Annotated in this window: 27 protein-coding genes; 13 read left to right on the top strand and 14 right to left on the bottom strand. The window is 60.5% G+C overall.

The annotated features are described in order from the left end of the window. Position 1: 1 nt before the first annotated feature. Positions 2-598, bottom strand: a complete 597-nt coding sequence (locus AOA59_RS06365) for a septation protein A (RefSeq protein ID WP_099486471.1) — start codon at positions 596-598, stop codon at positions 2-4. A gap of 87 nt (positions 599-685) precedes the next feature. Here AOA59_RS06365 and AOA59_RS06370 point away from each other — a divergent pair, with 87 nt between their 5' ends. The 6 genes from AOA59_RS06370 (at position 686) to rluB (ending at position 5662) form a co-directional block, all read left to right on the top strand. Beyond that, positions 686-1549 carry a PHP domain-containing protein gene (locus tag AOA59_RS06370; protein ID WP_099486473.1) on the top strand — a complete coding sequence of 288 codons (864 nt, stop codon included), beginning with the start codon at positions 686-688 and terminating at the stop codon, positions 1547-1549. Positions 1550-1562: 13 nt separating this feature from the next. Continuing rightward, a complete protein-coding gene (locus AOA59_RS06375) occupies positions 1563-2192 on the top strand; it encodes an L-threonylcarbamoyladenylate synthase (protein WP_065930463.1) in 630 nt (209 codons plus the stop codon). Positions 2193-2312: 120 nt separating this feature from the next. Continuing rightward, a complete protein-coding gene (locus AOA59_RS06380; RefSeq protein ID WP_178076246.1) occupies positions 2313-3011 on the top strand; it encodes a ScpA family protein in 699 nt (232 codons plus the stop codon). Positions 3012-3023: 12 nt separating this feature from the next. Continuing rightward, positions 3024-3968 (top strand): SMC-Scp complex subunit ScpB, encoded by a 945-nt coding sequence (scpB, locus tag AOA59_RS06385; protein ID WP_099486476.1) that lies wholly within the window; start codon positions 3024-3026, stop codon positions 3966-3968. A gap of 134 nt (positions 3969-4102) precedes the next feature. Continuing rightward, on the top strand, positions 4103-4294 hold the full coding sequence (locus AOA59_RS06390) for a DUF1289 domain-containing protein (protein WP_099486883.1): 192 nt from the start codon (positions 4103-4105) through the stop codon (positions 4292-4294). Between the two features lie 144 nt (positions 4295-4438). Then, positions 4439-5662, top strand: a complete 1224-nt coding sequence (rluB, locus tag AOA59_RS06395; RefSeq protein WP_017139164.1) for a 23S rRNA pseudouridine(2605) synthase RluB — start codon at positions 4439-4441, stop codon at positions 5660-5662. Positions 5663-5854: 192 nt separating this feature from the next. Here rluB and AOA59_RS06400 read toward each other — a convergent pair whose 3' ends face one another. After that, positions 5855-6814, bottom strand: coding sequence for a leucyl aminopeptidase (locus AOA59_RS06400; RefSeq protein WP_099486477.1), 960 nt, complete (start codon positions 6812-6814; stop codon positions 5855-5857). Positions 6815-6887: 73 nt separating this feature from the next. Continuing rightward, positions 6888-7025, bottom strand: coding sequence for a hypothetical protein (locus AOA59_RS32645; RefSeq protein WP_003175756.1), 138 nt, complete (start codon positions 7023-7025; stop codon positions 6888-6890). 648 nt (positions 7026-7673) lie between these two features. On the opposite strand from AOA59_RS32645, the gene AOA59_RS06405 reads away from it, so the two are divergent. Beyond that, positions 7674-9095 carry an amino acid permease gene (locus AOA59_RS06405; RefSeq protein WP_099486479.1) on the top strand — a complete coding sequence of 474 codons (1422 nt, stop codon included), beginning with the start codon at positions 7674-7676 and terminating at the stop codon, positions 9093-9095. Positions 9096-9154: 59 nt separating this feature from the next. Here the strand turns inward: AOA59_RS06405 and AOA59_RS06410 are convergent, their stop codons facing one another. Then, positions 9155-9532 carry a cytochrome c gene (locus AOA59_RS06410; RefSeq protein ID WP_099486481.1) on the bottom strand — a complete coding sequence of 126 codons (378 nt, stop codon included), beginning with the start codon at positions 9530-9532 and terminating at the stop codon, positions 9155-9157. Between the two features lie 57 nt (positions 9533-9589). Here AOA59_RS06410 and arfB point away from each other — a divergent pair, with 57 nt between their 5' ends. Continuing rightward, complete coding sequence (gene arfB, locus AOA59_RS06415) at positions 9590-10003, top strand: alternative ribosome rescue aminoacyl-tRNA hydrolase ArfB (RefSeq protein ID WP_016975416.1); 414 nt, start codon at positions 9590-9592, stop codon at positions 10001-10003. Here the strand turns inward: arfB and AOA59_RS06420 are convergent. The 3 genes from AOA59_RS06420 to AOA59_RS06430 form a co-directional block, all read right to left on the bottom strand. After that, complete coding sequence (locus AOA59_RS06420; protein ID WP_056858612.1) at positions 10000-11196, bottom strand: MFS transporter; 1197 nt, start codon at positions 11194-11196, stop codon at positions 10000-10002. The genes arfB and AOA59_RS06420 overlap by 4 nt on opposite strands. 103 nt (positions 11197-11299) lie before the next feature. Beyond that, positions 11300-11482 carry a hypothetical protein gene (locus AOA59_RS06425; protein WP_017139170.1) on the bottom strand — a complete coding sequence of 61 codons (183 nt, stop codon included), beginning with the start codon at positions 11480-11482 and terminating at the stop codon, positions 11300-11302. A 488-nt stretch (positions 11483-11970) separates the two neighbouring features. After that, entirely contained in the window at positions 11971-12282 is a 312-nt protein-coding gene (locus AOA59_RS06430; protein WP_099486885.1) for a DUF962 domain-containing protein, read from the bottom strand. Between the two features lie 161 nt (positions 12283-12443). Here AOA59_RS06430 and AOA59_RS06435 point away from each other — a divergent pair, with 161 nt between their 5' ends. Further along, the gene (locus AOA59_RS06435) at positions 12444-13502 is read left to right on the top strand and encodes an AraC family transcriptional regulator (protein WP_065930470.1); all 1059 of its coding nucleotides are present in this window, start codon (positions 12444-12446) and stop codon (positions 13500-13502) included. Here the strand turns inward: AOA59_RS06435 and AOA59_RS06440 are convergent. From AOA59_RS06440 to AOA59_RS06470, 7 genes are all read right to left on the bottom strand, one after another. Next, positions 13459-14913 (bottom strand): TrkH family potassium uptake protein, encoded by a 1455-nt coding sequence (locus AOA59_RS06440; protein WP_065930471.1) that lies wholly within the window; start codon positions 14911-14913, stop codon positions 13459-13461. The two genes, AOA59_RS06435 and AOA59_RS06440, sit on opposite strands and share 44 nt — an antisense overlap. 249 nt (positions 14914-15162) lie before the next feature. Then, positions 15163-16506 carry an imelysin family protein gene (locus tag AOA59_RS06445; protein WP_056858617.1) on the bottom strand — a complete coding sequence of 448 codons (1344 nt, stop codon included), beginning with the start codon at positions 16504-16506 and terminating at the stop codon, positions 15163-15165. Between the two features lie 127 nt (positions 16507-16633). Further along, a complete protein-coding gene (locus AOA59_RS06450) occupies positions 16634-18685 on the bottom strand; it encodes a bifunctional diguanylate cyclase/phosphodiesterase (protein ID WP_099486482.1) in 2052 nt (683 codons plus the stop codon). 218 nt (positions 18686-18903) lie between these two features. Further along, positions 18904-19203, bottom strand: coding sequence for a hypothetical protein (locus AOA59_RS06455; protein WP_141722758.1), 300 nt, complete (start codon positions 19201-19203; stop codon positions 18904-18906). A gap of 148 nt (positions 19204-19351) precedes the next feature. Next, positions 19352-19948 carry a superoxide dismutase gene (locus AOA59_RS06460; protein ID WP_043049045.1) on the bottom strand — a complete coding sequence of 199 codons (597 nt, stop codon included), beginning with the start codon at positions 19946-19948 and terminating at the stop codon, positions 19352-19354. A 175-nt stretch (positions 19949-20123) separates the two neighbouring features. Beyond that, the gene (locus tag AOA59_RS06465) at positions 20124-20726 is read right to left on the bottom strand and encodes a LysE/ArgO family amino acid transporter (protein ID WP_099486887.1); all 603 of its coding nucleotides are present in this window, start codon (positions 20724-20726) and stop codon (positions 20124-20126) included. A 5-nt stretch (positions 20727-20731) separates the two neighbouring features. Further along, positions 20732-21133: an ACT domain-containing protein gene (locus AOA59_RS06470; RefSeq protein ID WP_099486484.1), complete on the bottom strand. Its 402-nt coding sequence runs from the start codon at positions 21131-21133 to the stop codon at positions 20732-20734. Positions 21134-21232: 99 nt separating this feature from the next. Here AOA59_RS06470 and AOA59_RS06475 point away from each other — a divergent pair, with 99 nt between their 5' ends. The 4 genes from AOA59_RS06475 to AOA59_RS06490 all read left to right on the top strand — a co-directional run bounded on the left by AOA59_RS06475 (position 21233) and on the right by AOA59_RS06490 (position 25594). After that, positions 21233-22126, top strand: a complete 894-nt coding sequence (locus AOA59_RS06475) for a LysR family transcriptional regulator ArgP (protein WP_065930475.1) — start codon at positions 21233-21235, stop codon at positions 22124-22126. 52 nt (positions 22127-22178) lie between these two features. Continuing rightward, positions 22179-23177 (top strand): NAD(P)-dependent oxidoreductase, encoded by a 999-nt coding sequence (locus AOA59_RS06480; RefSeq protein ID WP_099486486.1) that lies wholly within the window; start codon positions 22179-22181, stop codon positions 23175-23177. A gap of 127 nt (positions 23178-23304) precedes the next feature. Further along, on the top strand, positions 23305-24129 hold the full coding sequence (locus tag AOA59_RS06485; protein ID WP_099486488.1) for an ATPase: 825 nt from the start codon (positions 23305-23307) through the stop codon (positions 24127-24129). Between the two features lie 205 nt (positions 24130-24334). Then, on the top strand, positions 24335-25594 hold the full coding sequence (locus tag AOA59_RS06490; RefSeq protein ID WP_099486490.1) for an AGE family epimerase/isomerase: 1260 nt from the start codon (positions 24335-24337) through the stop codon (positions 25592-25594). Positions 25595-25635: the final 41 nt, after the last annotated feature.

A 25635-nucleotide genomic window follows, 5' to 3' on the forward strand; every position in this document is an offset into this window, starting at 1 on the left:
GTCAGTCCTCGGTTTTCGGCGTGGTAGGGGCGGTGTCATGCAGATGGCGCGACAGGTAGATACCTTGGCCGATCAGGAACAATACGGTCATGCCCAGGCTGCCGAAGACTTTGAAGTCCACCCAGTAATCCTGGAAGGTAAAGGCCACGAACAGGTTGGCGGCGCCGCAAAACAGGAAAAACACGATCCAGGCCACGTTCAACCGCACCCATACCGGCTCCGGCAGGGTCAACGCGTGGCCCATGATGCGCTTGATCAACAGACGGTCACCGATGAAGTGGCTGCCGATAAACACCAGCGCGAACAGCCAGTTCACCACCGGGGCTTTCCATTTAAGGAAGGTTTCGCTGTGAAAGGCCAGGGTCAGGCCGCCGAACACCAGGCAGGCAACCAGGGTAAGCCATTGGCTTTTTTCCAGTTTGCGCTGGGAAATGAAAATGGCGCCGTAGACTACGATAGAACTGACGATCAGCACAGCAGTGGCGCTGTAGATGCCCCCGAACGAGAGCTGATGACCGGCGATATCGATGACCCTGGGGTCGAGTTTGGTAACGATGAAAAACAGCAACAGCGGGATGAAGTCGATGAATTGTTTCACAGTAAGAGCCAGAAGCTGGATGTGGCGGCATAATAACAAACATCCTTGGTAGCGAAAGCGCCAGCTGACTTGAGGTTACACACGCCCGTGAATGTTGATTTGCACTGCCACAGCACAGCCTCCGACGGCGCCCTGGCGCCCGCGGTACTGGTTGCGCGTGCGTTTGAAAAAGGCGTGCGAGTCCTGTCATTGACCGACCACGACACCCTTGAAGGCCTCGACGAGGCGCGCACGGCGGCCCATGCGCTGGGCATGCAACTGGTCAACGGCGTGGAATTGTCCTGCACCTGGGGCGGCGCCACCATTCATGTGCTCGGTTACGGTTTCGATCAAAACGCTGCGCCTTTGGTGGCGGCCATCGCCCAATTGCACGATGGCCGTTGGCTGCGGTCCGAAGAAATAAGCCGCAAGCTCAGCCTTAAAGGCATGCCCAATGCGCTCGACGGCGCCCGCGCCATCCAGCAGGAGCTGGGCGACAGCGGCAACGCACCGGCCCGGCCGCACTTTGCCGACTGGATGGTGCGTGAAGGGTTCGTCAGGGACCGCGCAGAAGCGTTTCGCAAATGGCTGGGCGCCGGCAAGTTGGGTGATGTGAAGCAACACTGGCCGACCCTGGAAGATACGGTCGGCACATTGCGCGCTTCCGGAGCCTGGGTGAGCCTGGCGCATCCCTGGCATTACGATTTCACCCGCAGCAAACGCCGCAAGCTGATTGCCGACTATATTGGAGCGGGCGGCCACGCAATCGAAGTGGTCAACGGGCATCAACCCGCTGATCAGGTGGGCAGCCTGGCGATTCTTGCCCGCGAATTTGGTCTGCTGGTCAGCGCCGGCAGTGATTTTCATGGCCCAGGCGGCTGGTCCGAGATCGGCGAGTACCGCCAGGTCCCGGAAGACTTGCCGCTGCTGTGGGGGCGATTCAAGTATGACCCCATTATTGCCACCGTCTGAACAGGTAGAACACGTGAGTCAATTCTTCCAGATTCATCCGGAAAACCCTCAAGCGCGCCTGATAAAACAGGCCGTGGAGATCATTCGCGCCGGTGGCGTGGTGATCTACCCGACTGATTCGTCCTACGCCATTGGTTGCCAGATCGGCGACAAAAGCGCGGTCGAACGGGTCAGACGCCTGCGTGACCTGGACAAAAACCACAACTTTGCGCTGATCTGCAGCGATTTGTCGCAACTGGGGTTGTTCGCCAAGGTCGATACCGGCACCTTCCGCCTGCTCAAGGCCCACACGCCGGGGCCATACACCTTTATTCTCAATGCCACCCGTGAAGTGCCGCGCCTGTTGCTGCACCCCAAAAAACGCACCATCGGCCTGCGTGTGCCCGAGCACCCGATTGCCCTGGCGTTGCTGGCCGAACTGGGTGAGCCGTTGATGAGCGTGTCGCTGATTTTGCCCGGTGAAGAAGAGCCGCTGTACGACCCTTACGAAATGCGCCGACTGCTGGAAAAACACGTCGACCTGATCATCGACGGCGGCTACGGCGGCAACAAGGCGTCCACCGTGATCAACCTGGCCGACGGCGAGCCGCAAGTGGTGCGCGTAGGCTGCGGCGACCCGACGCCGTTTATGGTTGAGGCCTGAATGTCGGCCGTGGAAACCGCTGATCCCCAGGCCGGCGCCCAGCAGGAACTGCCGTTTGCCATGGTCTATGGCCAGGCGGTCATGGAAATGCCGCTGGACCTGTATATTCCGCCGGATGCGCTGGAAGTCTTCCTTGAAGCCTTCGAAGGCCCGCTGGACTTGCTGCTGTACCTGATCCGCAAACAGAACATCAATATCCTCGACATCCCGGTGGCGGAAATCACTCGCCAGTACATGGGGTATGTCGAGTTGATGCAGTCTGTGCGCCTGGAGTTGGCCGCCGAGTACCTGGTGATGGCTGCCATGCTCGCCGAGATCAAGTCGCGCATGCTGTTGCCGCGCGCCGAGACCATCGAGGCCGAAGAAGACGACCCGCGTGCCGAACTGATCCGTCGCCTGCAGGAATACGAACGCTTCAAGGCCGCCGCCGAAGGCATCGACGGTTTGAGCCGCGTGGGCCGTGATGTGCTGGTGCCCAAGCTCGACGCTCCGCAAGCCCGGGCGCGCAAGTTGTTGCCGGATGTAAGCCTGGAAGAATTGCTGATGTCCATGGCCGAGGTATTGCGCCGGGGTGACATGTTCGAAAGCCACCAGGTCAGCCGTGAAGCGCTGTCGACCCGCGAGCGCATGAGCGATGTGCTGGAGCGCCTCAAGGGCGGCGGGTTTGTACCGTTTGTCGAGCTGTTTACCAAAGAGGAAGGGCGCCTGGGGGTGGTGGTGACCTTTATGGCCATCCTCGAACTGGTCAAGGAATCCTTGGTCGAGCTGGTCCAGAATGAGCCTTTTGCGGCTATCCACGTGCGGGCGCGAGCCGAATAAAGAGCTGAATCGATGAATCTGACTGAACCCCGCGAACTGGCACCCTTGCTGGAAGCCTTTCTCCTGGCCTCGGGAAAACCGCAATCGCTGGAACGCCTGTTCGAGTTGTTCGAAGAGGCCGAGCGCCCTGAACCGCCGGTGTTCAAGAAGGCGCTGGAGATTCTGCGCAAGTCCTGCGACGGTCGCGCCTTTGAACTGCGCGAGGTGGCGTCAGGTTATCGCTTGCAGATCCGTGAGGAATTTTCCCCGTGGGTCGGCCGGTTGTGGGAAGAACGCCCGCAGCGTTATTCCCGGGCGATGCTGGAGACCATGGCGCTGATTGCCTATCGCCAGCCGATCACCCGGGGCGAAATTGAGGATGTGCGGGGCGTTGCGGTCAACAGCCATATCGTCAAGACGCTGCTGGAGCGCGAGTGGATCCGCATCGTCGGCTACCGCGACGTGCCCGGCAAACCGGCGATGTTCGCCACCACCAAGGTGTTCCTCGATCACTTCAACCTGAAAAACCTCGACGACCTGCCACCGCTTGCCGAATTGCGCGAGATGGAAGCCGAGCCGGTGCTCGACTTCGACGACGCGCCGGTGCCGGCCAGCCTGCAGGAACTGGCCGACGCCACCGCCGAGCCGGAAGAGCCGAAGGACGAAACCAGTTTTCATACCTTGCTGCTTGAGCTGGATGATATGGAGCAGGGCATCAAAACTGACTTTGATGATTTGTTGCGTGACGGCGCGGTTGAGCCGGAAAGCCAGGTGAACGTTGAGGGTGAGCCGCAAGTCGAACCGGAACCGGAACCGGAGCCTGAACCCGAAGAAGACATCCTCGGCGTGGCCGAAGCCCGTGAAAAGCTCCTGGCCGCTGTTGCCGCCCTTGAACAGCCGCCTTTGAGCGACGAAGAAGACGAAGCCCGGGCGCTGGCTGAAGCCATCGAGGCCGAACGCCGACAGTTCGAGGACTGACCTGCTCTGCCAGACACATAGATCGTTCCCACGCTCTGCGTGGGAATGCCGCCTCGGACGCTCCGCGTCCGCTTGTGACGCGGAGCGTCACGGGATGCATTACCACGCGGAGCGTGGGAACGAGAGCCGTAATGATGAGTTCCACCAAAGACCCTTGCATCAGCATCTGCAAATTCACCGACGACGTCTGTGTCGGCTGTGGCCGCAGCAAGCGCGAAATCCGCGCCTGGAAGAAGCTCGACAAAGCCGACAAACGTACCGTTCTGGCCGAAGCCGAGCTGCGCCTGCTGGCCCTGGGCGCCACCGGTCGGCGGAAAAGCAAATGACTGGGGCCTTATCGACTAGTCTGTGATGCGAAACATGCGCCATGCGCGTATGATTCGCGACCCTTTGCCGAGCTATTCGGCCAAAGCCCCGCTTTCAATACTCTTCAGGCCACGCCTGAATCGACCCACCGGGAGGTGCTTAAGATGAACGACCAAGACCAGAACGACAGCCAGGAAATCGGCCCAGCAGGCGAAAAACTGCAAAAGGTGCTGGCGCGTATCGGCGTGGGCTCACGCCGCGACGTCGAAGCCTGGATCACCCAGAAGCGCATCAAGGTCAATGGCGTCGAGGCTACCCTCGGCCAGCGCGTCGACCTGCACGATGCAATCACCATTGATGGCAAGGTCATCAAGCGTGAAGAGGCCGCCGAATCGGTGCGCCGCGTGATCATGTACAACAAGCCCGACGGCGAGATCTGCACCCGTGACGACCCGGAAGGCCGTCCGACCGTGTTCGACAAGATGCCCAAGCCCAAAGAAGGCCGCTGGATCAACATCGGCCGCCTGGACATCAACACCACCGGCTTGCTGATGTTCACCACCGACGGCGAACTGGCCAACCGCTTGATGCACCCGTCCTACGAGATGGACCGTGAGTACGCTGTGCGTGTACGCGGCGAAGTCGATGACGAGATGATCGAACGCCTCAAGGCTGGCGTGGTGCTGGAAGACGGCCCGGCCAAGTTCACCGATATCAAGCAGGCGCCCGGTGGCGAAGGTTTCAACCACTGGTACCACTGCGTGGTGATGGAAGGCCGTAACCGTGAAGTCCGTCGCCTGTGGGAATCCCAGGGCCTGGTCGTCAGCCGCCTGAAGCGCGTGCGTTTCGGCCCGGTGTTCCTCAACTCCGACCTGCCGATGGGCCGCTGGCGCGAAATGAGCCAGTACGAAGTCGACATCCTCAGCGCCGAAGTCGGCCTGACGCCGGTGGCCATGCCGCAGATGAACGCCAAGAGCAAAGACAAGCTTGAGCGTATGCAGCGTAAATCCTCGCGTCCTGTGGCGCGTACCGAGCGTGTTGCCCGCACCTTGCGCCCGGCGCTGAATGCTCCGGCAACTGGTGGGCGTATCTCCCGTGAGCCGCACATTGAAGGCGAGCGCCGCCCAACCGCGCCATCGCGTCAGGAAGGCGAGCGTGCACCGCGCACGCCGCGTCCAGCCCGTGGTGAAGCGCCAAGCGGTGGCCGTAGCAACCGTGGTGAAGCGGACCGCCCGGCGGACAACGCCAGCACCAAGCGCCCGGCCAAGCCAGCGGCGAACAAGCGCCCTGGCCCGAAACTGGTCGCCGACGAGCCGTCGGGCAAGCGCCGTGGCGCCCCGGCAGGTTCGGGTCAGCGTCCGGGTTTTGGTCGCAAGAAGCCGCAGTGATTTAACCGCGGCATAAAAAAACGCCAACCCTAGGGTTGGCGTTTTTTTTTTGCCCGTGATTTGAAATGCTTTCAAGTGTGGGAGCTGGCTTGCCTGCGATGCGGGCACCTCGGTTTACCAGGCAAACCGCAGTGATGCTATCGCAGGCAAGCCAGCTCCCACAGGGATCCGCTTTGTTTCAACGAGGTGTGTTTAGAACGCAAATCTGCCATCAAACACGGGCTTGTCATCCAGCGCCAACACGCCACTGGCGAAGATCAGATCCAGGTGATGACTACCCTTTTGCCCGCCACCCAAGCCCAGGTGCAGGCCGCAATGGCGCTCCTCGAAGCCGGCATTGCGCGCATACAAGTCTTTCACGCCTTCATTGGTGCCAATCCCCAATTCCTCCACGCGCCGGTTGGACGGGTTGGCATTCAGGTACTTGTTGAAATCATCCGCCAGCCCCGGCACGTCGCTGGCCACGCTGCAAACCGTCGAGTTCTCGATCCACAGTTCCAACGGTGATTGCAGCACGCCGTATTTGCGCGCAAACGGAATGGTGCTGAGGAAGGTGCCGACAAACCGCACCTGGCCATTGATGGCCTCGCTGTGGGTGGCGATTTCGCCCGGTGCCAGGTCGTGGTTGCCGACCCCGTTGATATTGGTCCACTTCTTGATGCTGCTCAGCGGCGCCTCAAGGCGCGAGCCATGTTTGTCGGTAAAGCTCAGCACGTTGGCCTGGGACATGCGCCGGATCAGCGTAGCGTTGAGGTCGGCGATGCGCTGCGGCTCGACGCTGAAGGTGTCGTAGAAATAGTCGCCATAATCCTTGAACAGCAGGGATTTCTTCCAGTGTTCGGCCATCACGCCTTGCAGGGCGCGAATAAAGTCCGGGCCTTCGGCGCGTGGGTTGGGCAGGGTCGAGGAGTCATACAGAAACAGGTACAGGTCACAGGTTTCGATGGCGTGGGCCAGGGTATCGCTGGGCGTCAGGTCCAGGCGCTGGCATTGGAAGTTGAAGCGTGCGGCGCTGCTGTGGGTGATTGCTTCGGCGATGGCGTCGTAGCGCTCGGTATGGCCCAGCAACACCGTAGGGCGGCTCAGGCCGCTGAGTGCCGGGTGGTGTGCGAGGTAGTAGAGGAAGTGTTCGACGGCGCGGGCCTTGTCCATGACGGGTGTCCTTCTATGCCTTGGGTAAGGGGGCAGGTGCCGTGCACAGCACCTGCCGGATGCCTGCCGGGTGTTAGAAAGGCCACATCGCAGTGCCAAAGGGCACAACGGCATCGGCTTGCATCATTTCAACGGCGGCCTCATGGGTCGGCGCTTCAAACCAATCGTCAAGTTGCAGTTCGGTTTCCAGGTCGTTTTCCAGTGCTTGCATGGTGTATCTCCTAGAGGACGTTGTTTGAGAACGGCTTGCCAACGGGCTTCGCTGGCAAGTGAAAGAACCTAGGAGAGAGTGTTTGAAAATGCAAAATATTTATTGACACGGTTTCATTTGGATTTTTTCTTCTGTTTTTTCGATGTAATTCTTTATCGAGAAAAAACAGCCGATTGGCTGAACCGATTCTTCAGATGCGTCCCACTGACAGTTTTCCGTTAACCGACGAAAAAGTCTGGCTGTAACGCTGGCTTTCCGGGGTGTAACGATAGTTTTACGATTTTGCCCAGGCAGTGCGCAGTGCCGTCCCGCTGTAAGGATTAGCTGACAGTTTGTCCCGTGCACCCTGTTGGGGCGTGCTGAAGCTGTCGAGCGGTGTACAATGCGCCGCGTTTTACTGTGACCCCCCTTGCGTATCCACGCATAAGGCCAAGACCTCAGGGTTTCCTAACCCTGATCACTCCGTCCGGCCACGAGTCGGACGGGTTCGATTTCGTCACAGATAAAAACAAACAGGTGACGCATGACCGTTAGAAAGACGCTGTACTCCTGGTGCCTGCGCTGGGGTTTGAGCGGCGCTGCTTGAGTCGGTAATTCAAGGCAGCAACCTGCATTCGACATTCTCAAACCTTGCGTGAGACCCTTTTCATGAGTGGACCCCAATCTTCTTCAGGCGAGCTGAAACGCGGCCTGAAAAATCGGCATATCCAGTTGATCGCCCTCGGTGGCGCCATCGGCACCGGCCTGTTCCTGGGCTCGGCCGGTGTGCTCAAATCCGCCGGCCCTTCGATGATCCTGGGTTATGCCGTCTGCGGCTTCATCGCCTTCATGATCATGCGCCAGCTCGGCGAAATGATCGTCGAGGAGCCGGTCGCCGGTTCCTTCAGCCACTTTGCCCACAAGTACTGGGGCGGTTTCGCCGGTTTCCTGTCGGGCTGGAACTGCTGGATCCTGTACATTCTGGTGGGCATGTCGGAGCTGACTGCAGTCGGCAAGTACGTGCACTACTGGTGGCCGGAGATCCCGACCTGGGTTTCGGCGGCGGCGTTCTTCGTGTTGATCAACCTGATCAACCTGGCCAACGTCAAAGTCTTCGGTGAAGCCGAATTCTGGTTCGCGATCATCAAGGTCGTGGCCATCGTCGGCATGATCGCCCTGGGCAGCTATTTGCTGGTCAGTGGCAGCGGCGGCCCGCAAGCGTCGGTGAGCAACCTGTGGGACCACGGTGGGTTCTTCCCCCATGGCGTCGGCGGTTTGGTGATGGCCATGGCGATCATCATGTTCTCGTTCGGCGGCCTGGAAATGCTTGGCTTTACCGCCGCCGAGGCCGACCAGCCCCGTACGGTGATCCCCAAGGCGATCAATCAGGTGATCTACCGCATCCTGATTTTCTACATCGGCGCCCTGGTGGTGCTGTTGTCGCTGACGCCGTGGGACAGCCTGCTGGCGACCCTTAACGCGTCCGGCGATGCCTACAGCGGCAGCCCGTTCGTGCAGGTGTTCTCGATGCTGGGCAGCAACACCGCCGCGCATATCCTCAACTTCGTGGTGCTGACGGCGGCCTTGTCGGTGTACAACAGCGGCACCTACTGCAACAGCCGCATGCTGCTGGGGATGGCCGAGCAGGGCGACGCGCCCAAGGCACTCGCCAAAATCGACAAACGCGGCGTGCCGGTGCGCTCGATCCTCGCATCGGCGGCGGTCACCCTGGTGGCGGTGTTGATGAACTACTTCATCCCGCAACACGCGCTGGAGTTGCTGATGTCGCTGGTGGTTGCGACCCTGGTCATCAACTGGGCGATGATCAGCTTTTCGCACTTCAAGTTTCGCCAGCACATGAATCGCACCGGCCAGGTGCCGTTGTTCAAGGCGCTGTGGTATCCGTATGGCAATTACATCTGCCTGGCGTTCGTGGTGTTTATCCTGGTGATCATGCTGATGATTCCGGGGATTCAGGTGTCGGTGTTCGCCATCCCGGTGTGGGTAGCGTTCATGGCGGTGTGTTACTGGATCAAGAACAAGCGCAGTGCCGACGCTGCGTTGACCACGGCGAGTGCAGCGCTGAAGTAAGCGGCGCTCCATCCGTGATTAATACCCCTCCATTGAGGGGTATTTTTTTGCGCTGAGATTTATCGGCTGTTTGCAATAACGCCACTCATGTAGTCGTTCAAGTCGCGAAAATCCTTGACGCTCCAGGCATGCGGCGCAACCTTCACACCATTGTCTTGCAGGGTTTTGGGGATCAGGTTGCCATTGGGGCGAAGGATCACCGAAGACACAATCACGCCCGGATAATCCGCCAGCCGCTTTTTGAAAGCCGGTGTGGTGAGGTCCGGCGTGGGCGGGCTGCTTTTCCTGGCGAATGGCCCGCTGGCCTTGAGGTCTGGGCCGTGGCACATGGCGCATCGCTGTGAATACAGGTTTTTGCCGTTGGCAGTGTCCGCAAAGGACAGTGACGTTTGAATGAGTGATAAAGTGCCGAGCACAGTGATGAATAGCCTTTTCATGTTCCTGCGTCCTTGTTGTTTCTGTGGTTGTCGCCCGTTGCCTAAGGTTTTTGATTGATGCTGGTAATTTCCAACAACGTGCACTTGCCCGATGCCGAGATCGAGTTGACCGCCATTCGCGCCCAGGGCGCCGGTGGGCAGAACGTCAACAAGGTGTCGAGCGCGGTGCACCTGCGGTTTGATATCCCGGCTTCATCGCTGCCGGAGTTTTACAAGGAGCGTTTGCTGGCACTGCGTGACAGTCGTATCACCAGTGAGGGCGTGCTGGTGCTCAAGGCTCAGCAGTACCGCACTCAGGAACAGAACCGTGCCGATGCGCTGGAGCGCCTGGTGGAGTTGATCCTCAGCGCCACCAAGGTCGAAAAAAAGCGCCGCCCGACCAAACCCACCCTGGGTTCGAAAAAGCGTCGCCTGGAATCCAAGACCAAGCGCGGCAGCATCAAGGCCGGGCGCGGCAAGGTCGACTTCTAGGCGCCTCTGGCCTCACGGGCCTTGGGTGCTTGCCGGTACAAATACACACTCAAGAGTAGGCCGCCGACGGCAGCCAGGGCAGCAAACAGGAAGATCGACGCAAAGCCGAAGCCTGCCGCCACCGCCCCGGCCAGTGGCCCGGTAATACCCAACGACAAGTCGATAAACAGCGAATAAGCCCCAACCGCCGCGCCACGGCTGGAGGCCGGCACCAGGTTGACGGCTTCTACGCCGAGAGCTGGAAACACCAGCGAAAAGCCAAACCCGCTCAACGCCGCACCGGCCAGCGCCCATTGCGCGTCGGGTGCCAGCCACAGCAACAGCAGGCCGAGGGCCTCTACCGACAGGCAGGCAATCGCCACACGAAAGCCGCCGATCCGGTTGATCAAATTGCCGAACAACAGGCGCGCGCCAATAAAACTGGCGCCGAACAGGCTCAATGCCCACACCGCGTTGTCCCAACTCTGGGTGGTGTAATACAGCGTGATAAACGTCGCGATAGTGCCAAAGCCGATTGAACCCAATGCCAGGGCGCAGCCGTGTGGCAGCACGCGGCCCAGTACATTCATAAAGGGCAGGCGCACGCCGGCCACAATTGGCGCGGCTTCCTTGTTCCAGGCCAGCAGCACGCCCAGCACCGCCAGCAGGATGATGCTGACGCCCATGCTCCACAGCCCCAAGTGGCTGACCAGCAGCACACCCAGCGGTGCACCGATGGCCAGCGCGCCATAGCTGGCGATGCCATTCCACGAGATAACCTTGGCCGTGTTGGCGGCGCCGACCCGGCCGATGCCCCAGCCGATGGCGCCAGAGCCCACCAGGCTTTCCGCGCTGCCCAGCACCAGCCGGCCAATCAGCAAGCTGATCAGGCTGACGCCCGGAAGGCTGGAAAACCACGCAGCCAGCAACATGAACACGCCGCTCAGGCCGCAACCGACCAAGCCGATCAGCACCGCGCGCTTGCTGCCCAGGTTATCGATGATTTTGCCGGCATACGGACGGCTAAGCAGGGTGGCCAGGTATTGCACGCTGATCACCAAGCCCGCGATGACCGCGCCATAGCCCAGTTGGCTGTGCACATAGCCCGGCAATACGGCCAGGGGAATGCCGATGTTGAGGTAGCCGATAAAGGTAAACAGCACGATAGAAACGACTTGCAGCGTGACCGCCATGGGGCGCTGGGTATCTGGCATGGGGGAAGTCCACCGTCGCAGCAGGTAAAGATAGGCTGCTAATGATACCGATGCTTTGGCTTGTGCAGGGCGGTAAAAAGCAAAACGTCAGCGCAAAAAAACCTCAGGCTTGAGGCGGGGCCAGCATTTGCGTGGTCACCAGGGCGGCCAGGGCGTTTTCCTGGGTACCGAAACGCTTGAGCAACAGGGCTTGTTTGTCGGCGCTGAGGCGGTTCCAGACTTCGATCATCTGCAAGGCAGCGTCCAGTACTGCGGCGTCCGGGGTGTCGGGGAGGGTGTCGGTCATGGCGGGGGGCTCGATGATTCAGGCAGTGTGGAAAGCGCTTGAAGTGCGCTTTCCACACGGTCTGGTACGGCGTCAGTCCTGGCGTTTGCTGTCGACTGGTTTTGCTTCTTTGGCCTCAGACTGTTTATCACTGGCCTGCCGCGGTGTTGGCTGCTCAGTTGGGTGCAGGCTTGGGAAGGGGAGATTAGGTATCTCGTGCATCGTCGTCGCTCCTCGCAAGATCTGTTTTATCAATCGCAGGTGATTCCGCGCTCTCAAAAAGCCTTGGCAGGATACAGCACTGAAAATGACAAAAAGAATTTTATGTGGGTGGATGCACGAATTTTAATTATCGTACGCAAGTGGCATGGGGTCGCAGGCTGGGTAAGGGCCGGAGCAACAGCGAAGCCAGCTCCCACAGAAAAGCACATCTTCAGTGGATACAAATCCGCTTTTCGCTTTAGATCCAACCACTCAGGTCGGCTACCAGGCCGCGGTAAAGAGACACCTCAAAAAGGCACCTTCCCCAAAATCATGTCGCGATACATCACAAAATCCCCCAGCAAACTGTAAAACGGATGTTGAAACGTCGCCGGCCGATTCTTTTCGAAGAAGAAGTGCCCGATCCAGGCAAAGGTGTACCCGGCGACCGGCAGGGCCAGCAACAACCCCAATGAGCCACGGCCAATGGCATAAGCCAGAATCCCAATCACCAGGGTGGTGCCGATAAAGTGCAGGCGCCGGCAGGTGCTGTCGGCGTGCTCACTCAGGTAATAAGGGTAAAACTCAGCGAAGCTGCTGAATTTCTTGACGTTTTCCACAGTGATCGGCCCTGGGCTGGTGATGCCGCCCAACAGGTGTTCGGCGGGGAGCTTATTTGAGTCTAGAGTGATCAGTGGTAACAGCCAGTGACAATAGATGCCACTTTAGTATCCTTGGCTTCCTGGCTGCCGTTTAAGCCTGCCTTTTTCAAGAAGACGCCATGAGCGAACGAACAACTTCTGCAAGCTGGGCAATGGGTATCGTCAAAGCGTTGGAAATGGACGGCCTGGATTGCCGTGTCCTGTTCAAGCAGTTGGGCCTGGACTACGCCGCCCTCAGTGACCCTGACGCACGTTTTGCGCAAGACTCCATGACCCGGCTGTGGCAGCGCGCCGTCGAGTTGTCAGGCAACCCCGCGATCGGCTTGAACATGGGCAAGGTGGTGCGCCCGGCGTCGTTTCATGTGGCTGGTTACGCCTTGATGTCCAGCAACACCCTGGCCGAAGGTTTTATGCGCCTGGTGCGTTACCAGCGCATCATCGCCGAAAGCGCCGACCTGAGTTTCCGACTGCTGCCTGAAGGTTATGCGCTGATTCTGACGGTGCATGGCGATCACCTGCCGCCTACCCGGCAAAGCGCCGAAGCCTCGTTGGCCAGTGCCCTGGCCTTGTGCGGCTGGCTGACCGGCCGCACCCTGCAGCCGCGCAAGGTGGTGCTGCAAGGCGATCAACCGGCTGACCTTGCGCCCTATAAGCAGGCCTTCCACGCGCCGATGGAGTTCAATGCCCCTTACGATGCGCTGATTTTCGAGCAGGCCGACATGGATGCGCCGCTGCCCACCGCCAATGAAGCCATGGCGTTGCTGCATGATCGATTTGCCGGCGAATACCTGGCACGGTTTTCCGAGAGCCGCGTGACCCACAAGGCGCGCCAGGTGCTGTGCCGCCTGCTGCCCCAGGGCGAGCCCAAGCGTGAAGTGGTGGCGCAAACCCTGCACCTGTCCCAGCGCACGTTGCAGCGGCGTTTGCAGGAGGAGGGCACCAGTTTCCAGACGTTGCTCGACGATACGCGCCGCGAGCTTGCCGAGCAGTACCTGGCGCAGCCGAGCATGACCTTGCTGGAAATCGCCTACCTGTTGGGCTTTGCCGACCCGAGCAATTTCTTCCGCGCGTTCCGCCGCTGGTTCGACGTCACGCCCGGCGAATACCGGGCGCGGTTGCTGCAGGCATCGACGGTCAGTGGCGCCAAAACGCCGGAATGCACAGAACAAACACGGTAATAATCTCCAACCTGCCCAGCAGCATGCCCAATGACAAGATCCACTTGGCCGCATCCGGCAGGCTGGCGAAGTTACCGGCCGGGCCGATGGTTTCGCCAAGGCCGGGGCCGACGCCGGACACGGTGCTGGCGGCACCGGTCAGTGCGGTCATCCAGTCCAGCCCCAGCAGCGACAGGGCCAGGGCGATGGCGCAGATGGTGATAGCGAAGAAAAACGAAAAGGTCAGGATCGAGCGCACGATCTCTTCGTCGAGACGGTGGCCGTTGTACTTTTGCTTGATCACCGCGCGTGGATGGATCAACTGATTCAAGTTGGCCTTGAGCAGGATATAGGCGACCTGGAAGCGGAAGATCTTGATCCCGCCCGCCGTCGAGCCCGAACAGCCGCCGATGAAACCCAAGTAGAAGAACAACATCAGCGAGAAGTTGCCCCACAGGCTGTAGTCCCCCAGCGCAAAGCCGGTCGTGGTCACCACCGAGGTCACGTTCAGGGCGACATGGCGCAGGGCATCCAGCCAGTGCAGGTTGGTCGTCCACCAGTACCAGGTGCCGAGTACCAGCCATGTCACGATCAGCAAACCGAGCAAGCCTTGCACTTGCTGATCCTTGATCAGCGCCCGGCGGTTGCCGCGCAATGTGGCTACATACAGGGTGAACGGCAAGCTGCCGAGGATCATCACCACCACCGCCACCCAGTGCACCGCGGGTTGTTTCCAGTGGGCCAGGGATTCATCGGAGGTGGAAAACCCGCCGGTGGAAATTGCTGACATCGCGTGGTTGATCGCATCAAACAAGCCCATCCCGGCCCACCAGAACGCCAGGCTGCCCAGGATGGTGATGCCGACATACGCCGCCACGATCAGACGCGCCACCATGTGCGAGCGCGGCATGACCTTTTCCGAGCGGTCCGAGGATTCGGTCTGGAACAGGCGCATGCCACCAATGCGCAGCAGCGGCAGGATCGCTACCGCCATGCCGATAAAGCCGATGCCGCCCAGCCAGTGCAACAGCGAGCGCCACATCAGGATGCCGGGGGACATGCTGTCCAGCCCGCTCAGTACCGTGGAGCCGGTGGCGGTGATGCCCGACATGCTTTCAAAGAACGAGTCGGTGTAGCTGATGTGCTGGGTCAGCAAAAACGGCAGCGCGGCGAAGATGCACACCACCAGCCAGCTGGTGACGGTCAGCAGGTACATGTCCCGGGGGCGCAGGTGCACGTGTTCAGGGCGGCCAGGGATGACCAGCGCCAGGCCGGCCAGGAAGGTGATCATGCTGGCCCACAGGAACGAGGGCAGGTCGCTGGTGCGTTCGAAGATCACCAGGGTGGCCATCGGGACGACCATGGCGATCGCGAGGGTGATCAGGAAGATGCCGATGATGAAACCGATGATGCGTAGGGTCGGCAACGCCATGAAGAAAGCTCGGGTTTGAGAGAGTGGCGCCATTCTACCTGCGGTGCAGGTCTTGTAAACCGGGGTGTCCGACGCGATGCAGTTCCATTGTGGGAGCTGGCTTGCCTGCGATGGCGATCTGTCATCCAGCCACTTTGTTGCTGACCCACCGCTATCGCAGGCAAGCCAGCTCCCACCTTGGAGCATGGGCGGTCGGCAGAACGCACAAAAAAGGCGACCCGAAGGCCGCCTTATTCAGCGCAGGATCAATCAGAACTCGTGATCAGCGTTATCCGGGTTCAAATCACTGATGCCCAGCTTGCCCGCGGCGGTTTCGATCGCGGCGGTCTGCTTGACCAGTGCGGCAATCGCGTCACGCACGATCTGGTTGCCTTTGTCGTTACCGGCAGCGATCAGTTGGTCGTAGTGCTCACCGGCGTTGGCCTGGTCAACCATGACCTGGATCTTCGCTTCGGTCGACGCCAGGTCGGCCTTGAGCGCCGAGTCGGCGGCTGGATCGGCCTTGGCCACCAGCGACGACAGGCTTGCGCCGGTCATCTTGGTGCCGTCGGTGCGGGTGTACTCGCCCAGGTAGACGTTACGGATGCCCTTGGCGTCGTAGAAGTGCGAGTTGTGGGTGTTGTCGCTGAAGCAATCCTGTTCATCTTCCGGCGAGTTGGCTTCCAGGGAAACCTTCATGCGCTCACCGGCCAGCTCGCCCAGGGACAGGCTGCCCATGCCGAACAACATTTTACGCAGGCCGTCGGTGGCAGGTTCTGCCTCCAGGGTGGCGCGGTAGTTGTCGTCGACCTTGGGTTTCCAGTTGCCGACCATTTCTTCCAGGTCGCTGACCAGCAGCTGAGTCACGGCGCGCAGGTAAGTGCGACGGCGCTCGTTGTTGCCACCGGTGGCACCGTCGCCGGTCATGTAGTCGGACGCCGGGCGGTTGCCCGCGCCTGGGCCGGTGCCGTTGAGGTCCTGGCCCCAGAGCAGGAACTCGATGGCGTGGTAGCCGGTGGCGACGTTGGCTTCGGAGCCGCCCAGCTCATTGAGGCTGGCGAGTTTTTCCGGGGTGATTTCCTTGACGTCGACCTTGTCTTCGCCCACCTGGATCTCGGTGTTGGCGATGATGTTGGCATTGGCGCCCGGGTTACCCAGCGCGTGCTCGTAGGATTTGTCTACGTAGTCGATCAGGCCTTCGTCCAGGGGCCAGGCGTTCACCTGGCCTTCCCAGTCGTCAATGATGGTGTTGCCGAAACGGAACACTTCGCTCTGCAGGTACGGCACACGGGCGGCGACCCAGGCGGTACGGGCCGCTTTCAGGGTGTCGTCGTTCGGGTTGGCGAGGAAGGTGTCGATCGCGGTTTGCAGGGTCTTCGCGGTGGATTCGGCGTCGCTGTACACCGCGAACACCATGTCGGCGTAATGCGCGACAACGGCCTTGGCAGCGGCTTCATCGACCTGGCCGGCAGGCGTGGCAGCCGCTGGAGCGGTAGTGCTGGCGGCCGGGGTCGGCGCTTGAGGCGCGGCGGCCTTGTCTTTACCTTCGCCGCAACCGGCGAGAGAAATGGCAATGGCCAGCAGACTGGCGGTGGCCAGGGGCATACGAATCATGGCGAACATCCTGCTTCGGTTGTTGATAGGGCGCGCGGGGAAGCGCAAAAACTGCGACATAATGCGAAAGATTTGCATTTTGTGTAAAGGTTTATGCGAGGGAAATATTTGGTATCGATTTATCGGTTCAGAGAATCGCCGCGTTGTTGCGCTCGGACTGTTTCAAAAACGCCGCCAGCTCACGGGCCTGCAGCGGTTTGCTGTAATGGTAGCCCTGGCCTTCATGGCAACCTTCGGAAATGATATAGGCCTCCTGCTCGGCGGTTTCCACGCCTTCGGCGATCACCTGCATGCCGAGGCTTTTGCCCAGTTGGATGATGGCGCGCACGATGGTTGCGTCGTCGTCATCATCCAGCAGGTCCTGGACGAAGCTCTTGTCGATCTTGATCTTGTCCAGCGGCAGGCTTTTCAAGTAGCTGAGGGATGAATAGCCGGTGCCGAAGTCATCAATCGCAATCAAGGCTCCGGAACGGCGCAGGCTCAGCAGGTGCTGGGCGGCGGTGCTGATGTCTTCCATCAGGCCGGTCTCGGTCACTTCCAGTTCCAGGCTGCGTGGCGGCAGGCGGTAGATCTGCATCAGGTTGTTGACCACCCTTGGCAACTCGGTGTGGTGCAACTGCACGGTGGACAGGTTGACCGCCATGCGCAGCTCGGTGAAGCCCAGGTCATGCCATTCACGCAACTGCCGGCAAGCCTGGTCCAGCACCCATTCGCCAATCGGAATAATGGTGCCGTTCTGCTCCGCCAGCGGGATGAACAAGTCCGGCGGCACCAGGCCGTGTTCCGGGTGCTGCCAGCGAAGCAATGCCTCTACGCCCACCACGCGATGGTCGAGGTAGCTGATCTGCGGTTGGTAGACCAAGTGGAACTGCTCGCGACTCAGGGCATCGCGCAGGTCTTTTTCCAGTTCCCGGCGCCGGCGCATCTCGCTGTCGACACTGGCGATATAGAACTGATAGCGGTTGCGCGAGCGGGTCTTGGCCAGGGTCATGGTCTGTTCGGCTTTTTGCAGCAGCTTTTCGGTGCTGTCGCCGTCTTCCGGGAACAGGGTGATGCCGATGGTGGCGCGCAGGCGAATCTGGTCCTGGTCGAGGGAGAATTCGGCTTCCAGGTCATCAAGGATACTTTGCGCCAGCTCGGCAGCTTCGTAAGGCTGGTCGATATCGGCCTGCACCAGCGCAAACTGGTCGCCGCCCAAGCGGGCGAGGGCGCCGAGGCGGCCGCTGTGGGCGCGCAGGCGGTCGGCCAGGGCCAGCAACAATTTGTCGCCGGCCTGGTAGGTGAACTGTTCGTTGACGCTTTTGAAGTCGTCCAGCCCCACGCACAACACCGCCACCCGGCGCTGCCGGCGGCCGGCGTCGGTGAGGATCTTGTCCAATTGCTCCTGCAGCTTCTGACGGTTCGGCAGGCCGGTAAGAAAGTCGTACTGGGCCATGCGCAACAGGCTCGACTCCGCCTCATGCCGCAAGTGCGTATTGCGTTCGATGGACTCGAGCAACTGGTTGGCGGTGTTGATCCACAGCCCCAGTTCGTTGCGCTCATGGCCCTTGAGCTGGGGGATCTTGTGTTCGCTGGGGCGGTCGGGGTTGATCGAGGTCAAGTGCTCGATAATCCGCGACAACGGCTTGGTCAGCAGCCAGTGATACACCAGGTACAGCACCAGGCCCATGGCCAGGGCGCGCAGCACGCCGGAAATAAAGATGATCACCGAGCTGACAATAAACCCTTTGCCGTAGGTGGCAGTGTCGAGGGTGATGCTCAGGTCGCCGTAATATTCGCTGTAGGGGCCTTTGCCGACCAGTGCGGTGGTGAAGGTGCGTTCCTGGCCAAGTATCGCGTCGGTCAACCAGCGGGTGGGGGACTGCTGCAAGGCGCGGCTTTTTTCCGCCAGCATGGTTTCGTTGGGGTGGCCGATGGAGGCCATGCGCACGGCGTCGTCCTGAAACAGGCCTTCAATCACCTGCATGCCCATCTCGCGGTCCAGGCTGTAGACGGCCTGGGTCGAGGGGTCGCGAAACATGTCGAGGATCCGCTGCGCGTCACCGGCCACGGCCTGGCGCGTCTTGTAGGCATCAAACACGATCTGCGCAACGCTCAGCGCCACGCCCACGATCAATGCCGAGAGCAGCACAACCCGGAGCAACTTCACCGACAAGCTGTTTTTGAGTTCCAGCTTCAAAGGGTTATTCCTTGTTCCATGCGGGTAGCCTCAATATGCCATGAGTATTGGCAATCTGGTGAGGGCAGTCAAAGGAACATTAGGGTATCGGCTGGCGGGAGAACGAACTTGGGGCGGGACGATGGATCCGGGGCGAGTGGCAAGGCGGATTTGCATCCGCCTGCCTGATACAGCGCTGCGGGTGCACAGGCGGCGCCTGTGGCCGACGCTATCAATCTTTAAGCCGCTTTGGAACTGATGTTGGCGCTGATATTGATGTGGTTTGTCGAACTGCTACTGCTGTTGCTGCTACTACTGGACTCCGAGAAGTCCACACGATTTTTGTTGTGCATATGCTGGTGGGCGATTTTGTTTTGTTCGCAGCCGTCTTCTTTTTTATTATCGCCACCTTCTTTATTTCCCGATTGCGATTTGGCCATTTGAGTACCCATTTTAGCGAGTTCAGTACCCATTTTTAATGCTTCGCCAACAAGGCTCATGGCTGGACCAGCGAGACCGGCGAGTGCTCCAATGCTCATATGTAAAATCCCCGACAAGTAAGAGAGGCGAATTCCTCACTGACTACGTGGCAAGATTTGCGCACCGAGTTCCAAGGACCTGAGCACAATTTACAACCCACAAAAAAGCCCGGCACATAGCCAGGCTTTCTCTTGCAGCAAGCAGTACTTATGCAGTAAAGGCCTTGCCTTCAAACTGCTCAGCCACGAACTTCCAGTTGACCAGGTTCCAGAACGCTTCCACATACTTTGGACGCACGTTGCGGTAGTCGATGTAGTAGGCGTGTTCCCAGACGTCGCAGGTCAGCAGCGGGGTGTCGCCGCTGGTCAGTGGGTTGCCGGCGCCGATGGTGCTGGCCAGGGCCAGGGAACCGTCAGCTTTTTTCACCAGCCAGCCCCAACCGGAACCGAAGGTGCCGACGGACGTCTTGGTGAACTCTTCCTTGAACTTGTCGAACGAACCGAAGGCTGCATTGATGGCTTCAGCCAGCGCGCCGGTCGGTTGGCCACCGGCGTTTGGCGCCAGGCAGTTCCAGTAGAACGTGTGGTTCCAGACCTGAGCGGCGTTGTTGAAGATGCCGCCCGAAGAAGACTTGACGATTTCTTCCAGGGTCTTGCCTTCGAACTCGGTGCCAGGCACCAGGTTGTTCAGGTTCACGACATAGGTGTTGTGGTGCTTGTCGTGGTGGTATTCCAAGGTTTCCTTGGAAATGTGCGGCTGCAGGGCATCGTGTGCGTAGGGCAGCGGCGGCAATTCGAAAGCCATGATGATTCTCCTAATCAGGTCAGTTGCGGTGAGCGCAAGGCCGATCACGGGCGGCCAAACAAGCGCCGGGGAGTTTGTACTCTTTGCGGCGCAGGGTCCGGATCATAGCACCGGGGGTGCGGCAAAACCACGCAACAACTGTGTGGGATAGAGGTTCCAGAGCGTTTTGGAATATTCATCCGGCACTGATCAATTGGTAGGCCACGCTGAACATCATCACCGCCACCAGAAGGTCGAGCAGGCGCCAGGTCGCCGGGCGCGCCAGCCAGGGCGCCAACCACGCCGCGCCGAGTGCCAGGGTGGCGAACCACAGGAACGAAGCGCTGGCAGCACCGGCGACATACGCGCCGGGCTCGGTCTGTTGCGCGCCCAGTGAGCCGATCAGCAGCACGGTATCCAGGTACACATGGGGGTTGAGCAGCGTTACCGCCAAGGCACTGAGTAACACGGCGCGCAATGAGCGCACCTTGAGGTTGGCGCCTTGTTCCAGGCTTTGCCGGGAGCACGCCCGACGCAACGCCAAAGCGCCGTACCACAACAGGAACGCCGCGCCGCCCCAGCGGGCTATGGCCAGCAGCAGCGGGTTTTGCGCCAGCACGGTAGCCAGGCCAAATACCCCGAGCGCCACCAGAATTGCATCACACACGATGCACAGCGCCGCCACCGGCAAGTGATGTTCACGGCGCAGGCTTTGCGCCAATACGAACGCGTTCTGGGTGCCGATCGCCATGATCAGGCCGAGAGCCACCAGCAGCCCGTTTACGTAGCTTTGCCACATGGTCATTACTCCGCGTTTGCTGCCAGTTGGCGCAATACATCCATGGCCCGCTCGGCATCGGCGCGGCCGACGAACAAGTGGTCGTGATAAAACCCGGCAATCACGTTGCAACTGATACCGGCGCTGCCCAGCGCACTGGCGAACGCGGCCGTCAGGCCCACGGCTTCAAGGGCCGAATGCACATTCAGGGTGATCCAGGCGGCCACATAGTCGAAGGCCAGCCCGGCGTGTTCCGCTTGCTGACGCTCCACAATCAGGGTCAAACCTTCCTGCTCGCGAAAGCTGCCGAGGATCTCGCAACCTGCCGGGATACGTGAGTCGGGCAGGGTGCAGAACACGTAGTCGCCTTCGTTTAGATGAGGGCTCATGCTGCGCAGCAGGGTTGTCAGCGCGGTTTCGCCAGCCATGTGTGGGTTCCTTTAATAAAGAGAAGCAATGCTGGTCATTCTCCCGGCCCGCGCTGTATAAGAAAAACCAATATTGCTGATCGCTCATTAGAGAAACTGATGTTCGACTATAAATTGCTTTCCGCCCTGGCGGCGGTGGTGGAGCAGGCCGGCTTCGAGCGTGGCGCCCAGGTGCTGGGGCTTTCGCAGTCGGCGATTTCCCAGCGCATCAAGTTACTGGAGGCGCGTATTGGCCAACCGGTGCTGGTGCGGGCCACGCCACCGACACCCACCGACATCGGGCGGCGTTTGCTTAACCATGTGCAACAGGTGCGTTTGCTTGAGCGTGACCTGCAAAGCCAGGTGCCGGCGCTGGACGAGGAGGGCATGCCCGAGCGCCTGCGCATCGCCTTGAACGCCGACAGCCTCGCCACCTGGTGGGCCGAGGCCGTCAGCGACTTTTGCGCCGAGCAGCATTTGTTGCTGGACCTGGTGGTAGAAGACCAGACCGTGGGCCTCAAGCGCATGCGCGCCGGTGAAGTGGCGGCCTGTATCTGCGCCAGCGAACGCCCGGTGGCCGGGGCGCGCAGCCTGTTGCTCGGTGCCATGCGCTACCGTGCGTTGGCCAGCCCTGCATTTATAACGCGGCATTTTCCTGAAGGCGTGCGTGCCGATCAGTTGGCACGCACGCCGGCACTGGTGTTTGGCCCGGACGATTTCCTGCAGCATCGCTACCTGGCCTCTCTGGGCGTGGACGGCGGTTTCGAGCACCATTTGTGCCCGTCCTCCGAAGGTTTTATTCGCCTGACCGAAGCCGGGCTGGGCTGGGGCCTGGTGCCGGAATTACAGGTGCGCGACCAGTTGCAAACCGGCGTGTTGGTCGAGTTGTTGCCAGATAAGCCCATCGACGTGCCCTTGTACTGGCATCATTGGCGCAGTGGCGGGCAATTGTTGGGGTTGCTGACCGATCACTTGGCCCAGGCGTGTGGCCAATGGTTGGTGCCGTTGGACTGATGGCGTGCGTCAAGGCAACAGCGATGAAAAACGAAAGAACATGGGGTAACAAATGAAAATTCTGGTCACCGGCGCAAGCGGCTTCATCGGCGGGCGTTTTGCGCGTTTCGCCCTGGAGCAGGGCCTGGACGTGCGGGTCAACGGGCGGCGCGCCGAAGGTGTGGAGCACCTGGTAAGGCGCGGCGCCGAGTTTATCCAGGGTGATCTCAATGATGCCGACCTGGTGCGCGAGTTGTGCCGCGATGTCGAAGCCGTGGTGCATTGCGCCGGGGCCGTCGGGTTGTGGGGCAAGTACCAGGACTTCCATCAGGGCAATGTGCTGGTCACCGAAAACGTCGTCGAGGCCTGCCTTAAAGAGCGTGTCGGGCGCCTGGTGCACTTGTCGTCGCCGTCGATCTACTTTGATGGCCGCGATCACCTGGGGCTGACCGAGGAACAAGTGCCCAAGCGCTTCAAGCATCCGTATGCCGCCACCAAGTACCTGGCGGAACAGAAGGTGTTCGGCGCCCAGGAGTTCGGCCTTGAAGTGCTCGCGCTGCGCCCGCGTTTTGTCACCGGGGCCGGCGACATGAGCATCTTCCCGCGCTTGCTTAAAATGCAGCGCAAAAACCGCCTGGCCATTGTCGGCGATGGTTTGAACAAGGTCGATTTCACCAGCGTGCACAACCTCAATGAGGCGCTGCTCAGCAGCTTGCTCGCCACCGGCTCGGCCTTGGGCAAGGCCTACAACATCAGCAATGGCGCGCCGGTGCCCGTGTGGGATGTGGTCAATTACGTGATGCGCCAGATGGACATGCCCCAGGTCACCCGGTACCGGTCTTACGGTTTGTCCTACAGCGTGGCGGCGCTGAACGAGGCATTCTGTGCGATGTGGCCGGGGCGTCCGGAGCCGTCGTTGTCGCGTTTGGGCACGCAGGTGATGAACAAAGATTTCACCCTGGACATCAGCCGCGCCAGGCATTATCTCGACTACGAGCCCAAGGTCAGCCTGTGGACGGCGCTCGATGAGTTCTGCAGTTGGTGGAAAGCTCAGGACCCGGGGCTGAAATAAGCTCACAACCAGCAACACATCGGGAACCGAATTCAGGCTTCCGGGTCGACCAATGCGGCGCGAACGGGGTTTATACTCCGCTCGCTCGGCTATTGCGGTCGCCATCTCACCGATTCAGGGTTGATTCATGCGTAACGATGCCAAAGACGATTTCGACAACGTTCCCAGCCTGCGGGCCGACATCGGGGACGATGATGATTTCGAGCCCACTCCCGCCACCTCCGTGCGCTCGCGCACAACCAAGGTGGTCAAGGTCAAGAGCGCCAGCACCGGCCCACTGTGGGCCCTGGTCGGCGCGCTGCTGATCGCCTTCGCCGGGCTGGCCTGGTGGAGCTTCCAGCAGATTTCCCTGATGGGCCAGCAGTTGGTCGCCACCCAGGAAAGCTTTGCGCGCATCAGCGAAGAGGCGGCGGGGCGCCTGCAGGACATTTCCGGCAAGGTAGTGGCCAGCGAAGCCAATGTGAACAACGGCAGCGAAGCCCTCAAATTGCAGATCAAGCAGTTGGAAACCCAATTGCTGGAGCAAGGCAAGCAGCAAGTCGGCGTGGTCGGGCAGGCGACTGAACTCGACCAACGCCTGGCACAGATGAGCGCCAGCACCACCGAGCTGTCGAGCGCGAATGCCAGGCTCCAGGGCCAGGTGCAGGCGTTGACCGAGGCCGTGGCCACGCTCAAGGCGGCGCAGGGGGACGTCAAGGAGCTGTCCGCCGATGTGGCTGCCCTGAAGAAACAAGGCAACCCGAGCGCCGCCATCGCCCGTCTGGAACAAGACCTGGTGGTGCTTAAAAGCGCGCAGGAAAACCAGCCCGCCAACAGTGATGCGCCAACCAATAAAGAGTTCGACGTGTTCCGCATCCAGACCACGCGCAACATCACCACCTTGCAGAGCCAGGTGCAGAACCTGAACCAAAAGCTCAACGCGCCCGCGCGGGTCACCCCGCTGGGCCAATGATCGTTCCCACGCTCTGCGTGGGAATGCCGCCATGGACGCTCCGCGTCCCGCTGTGGCGCAGAGCGCCACAGGCTGCATTACCACGCAGAGCGTGGGAACGATCAATGTCACAGCCTTGTGACATTTCCCCTCCCCTTCGTTACTTGCCCCCATCGCGCCCTTGTTTAGACTCCGGTCATCCCACAAAAACTAAAAAGGGCTACCCATGACCATGCAACCACTGCCTGCCAGCAGTTGGCTGAACGCACCTGCCCATCACGCCTGGCTCGTCAGTGAAGGCCAACGCCTGCTGGCGTTCGCCAAAGCTTCACGTCTGCCGGACGGCTTCGGCAACCTTGACGACCAAGGCCAGCTGCCGGCCGACGCCCACGCCGAAACCATGAACACTGCGCGCATGACCCACAGCTTTGCCATGGCCCACGCCATGGGTTTGCCGGGTTATGCCGACCTGATTGCCCATGGTGTTGCCGCCCTCAGTGGCCCCTTGCGCGACAGTGAGCACGGCGGCTGGTTCGCCGCGCCCAACGCCCTGGATGGCAACCGTGGCAAAGCCGCTTACCTGCATGCTTTTGTTGCCCTGGCTGCCAGCTCTGCCGTAGTGGCCGGCGCGCCCGGAGCGCAAAACCTGCTCAACGACGCCGTGCATATCATCGACCAGTTCTTCTGGAGCGAGGAGGAGGGCGTGATGCTCGAGTCCTTCGCCCAGGACTGGAGCGGCGTCGAAGCGTATCGCGGCGCCAACAGCAATATGCACGCCACCGAAGCCTTCCTGGCACTGGCCGATGTCACCGGTGAAACACGCTGGCTGGACCGCGCGCTGCGCATTGTCGAGCGCGTTATCCACACTCACGCTGCCGGCAACCAGTTCATGGTGATCGAGCATTTCGACACCCACTGGCAACCCTTGCTCGGCTACAACGAAGACAACCCTGCCGATGGCTTCCGCCCGTACGGCATCACCCCCGGCCATGGTTTCGAATGGGCACGGTTGGTACTGCACCTAGAAGCCGCACGCCTGCAAGCCGGGCTGGCCACACCGGACTGGCTGGTGACCGACGCCCGTGGCCTGTTCGCCAGCGCCTGCGAGTACGCGTGGGCCGTAGACGGCGCTCCCGGCATTGTCTACACCCTGGACTGGAACCACCGCCCGGTGGTGCGCGAGCGCTTGCACTGGACCCACGCCGAAGCCAGCGCGGCGGCCCAGGCCTTGCTCAAACGCACCGGCGAGCTGCATTACGAAACCTGGTATCGGCGCTTCTGGGAGTTTTGTGAAAGCCACTTTATCGACCGTATCAACGGCAGCTGGCACCACGAACTCAGCCCGCACAACCAGCCCAGCAGCAAGATCTGGGGTGGCAAGCCGGACCTGTACCATGCCTGGCAAGCGGTCGTACTGCCTGTACTGCCCTTGGCACCGAGTATGACCAGTGCGTTGGGCCAAGGGCGTTATGTCACCAAGTGGTGACATTTGTGCATCCCTTTGTTACCTGCGCGCTAAAAATCCAT

Origin of the sequence: Pseudomonas sp. 2822-15 (assembly GCF_002742515.1) — a bacterium.
GTDB classification, from domain to species: Bacteria; Pseudomonadota; Gammaproteobacteria; order Pseudomonadales; family Pseudomonadaceae; genus Aquipseudomonas; species Aquipseudomonas salomonii.

Bases quoted from the DNA above. Each gene is read 5' to 3' on its own strand.
- scpB (WP_099486476.1), top strand. From the start codon at position 3,024: ATGAATCTGACTGAACCCCGCGAACTGGCACCCTTGCTGGAAGCCTTT.
- AOA59_RS06390 (WP_099486883.1), top strand. From the start codon at position 4,103: ATGAGTTCCACCAAAGACCCTTGCATCAGCATCTGCAAATTCACCGAC.
- rluB (WP_017139164.1), top strand. From the start codon at position 4,439: ATGAACGACCAAGACCAGAACGACAGCCAGGAAATCGGCCCAGCAGGC.
- AOA59_RS06400 (WP_099486477.1), bottom strand. From the start codon at position 6,814: ATGGACAAGGCCCGCGCCGTCGAACACTTCCTCTACTACCTCGCACAC.
- AOA59_RS32645 (WP_003175756.1), bottom strand. From the start codon at position 7,025: ATGCAAGCACTGGAAAACGACCTGGAAACCGAACTGCAACTTGACGAT.
- AOA59_RS06405 (WP_099486479.1), top strand. From the start codon at position 7,674: ATGAGTGGACCCCAATCTTCTTCAGGCGAGCTGAAACGCGGCCTGAAA.
- AOA59_RS06410 (WP_099486481.1), bottom strand. From the start codon at position 9,532: ATGAAAAGGCTATTCATCACTGTGCTCGGCACTTTATCACTCATTCAA.
- arfB (WP_016975416.1), top strand. From the start codon at position 9,590: ATGCTGGTAATTTCCAACAACGTGCACTTGCCCGATGCCGAGATCGAG.
- AOA59_RS06420 (WP_056858612.1), bottom strand. From the start codon at position 11,196: ATGCCAGATACCCAGCGCCCCATGGCGGTCACGCTGCAAGTCGTTTCT.
- AOA59_RS06425 (WP_017139170.1), bottom strand. From the start codon at position 11,482: ATGACCGACACCCTCCCCGACACCCCGGACGCCGCAGTACTGGACGCT.
- AOA59_RS06435 (WP_065930470.1), top strand. From the start codon at position 12,444: ATGAGCGAACGAACAACTTCTGCAAGCTGGGCAATGGGTATCGTCAAA.
- AOA59_RS06440 (WP_065930471.1), bottom strand. From the start codon at position 14,913: ATGGCGTTGCCGACCCTACGCATCATCGGTTTCATCATCGGCATCTTC.
- AOA59_RS06445 (WP_056858617.1), bottom strand. From the start codon at position 16,506: ATGATTCGTATGCCCCTGGCCACCGCCAGTCTGCTGGCCATTGCCATT.
- AOA59_RS06455 (WP_141722758.1), bottom strand. From the start codon at position 19,203: ATGAGCATTGGAGCACTCGCCGGTCTCGCTGGTCCAGCCATGAGCCTT.
- AOA59_RS06460 (WP_043049045.1), bottom strand. From the start codon at position 19,948: ATGGCTTTCGAATTGCCGCCGCTGCCCTACGCACACGATGCCCTGCAG.
- AOA59_RS06465 (WP_099486887.1), bottom strand. From the start codon at position 20,726: ATGTGGCAAAGCTACGTAAACGGGCTGCTGGTGGCTCTCGGCCTGATC.
- AOA59_RS06470 (WP_099486484.1), bottom strand. From the start codon at position 21,133: ATGGCTGGCGAAACCGCGCTGACAACCCTGCTGCGCAGCATGAGCCCT.
- AOA59_RS06475 (WP_065930475.1), top strand. From the start codon at position 21,233: ATGTTCGACTATAAATTGCTTTCCGCCCTGGCGGCGGTGGTGGAGCAG.
- AOA59_RS06480 (WP_099486486.1), top strand. From the start codon at position 22,179: ATGAAAATTCTGGTCACCGGCGCAAGCGGCTTCATCGGCGGGCGTTTT.
- AOA59_RS06485 (WP_099486488.1), top strand. From the start codon at position 23,305: ATGCGTAACGATGCCAAAGACGATTTCGACAACGTTCCCAGCCTGCGG.
- AOA59_RS06490 (WP_099486490.1), top strand. From the start codon at position 24,335: ATGACCATGCAACCACTGCCTGCCAGCAGTTGGCTGAACGCACCTGCC.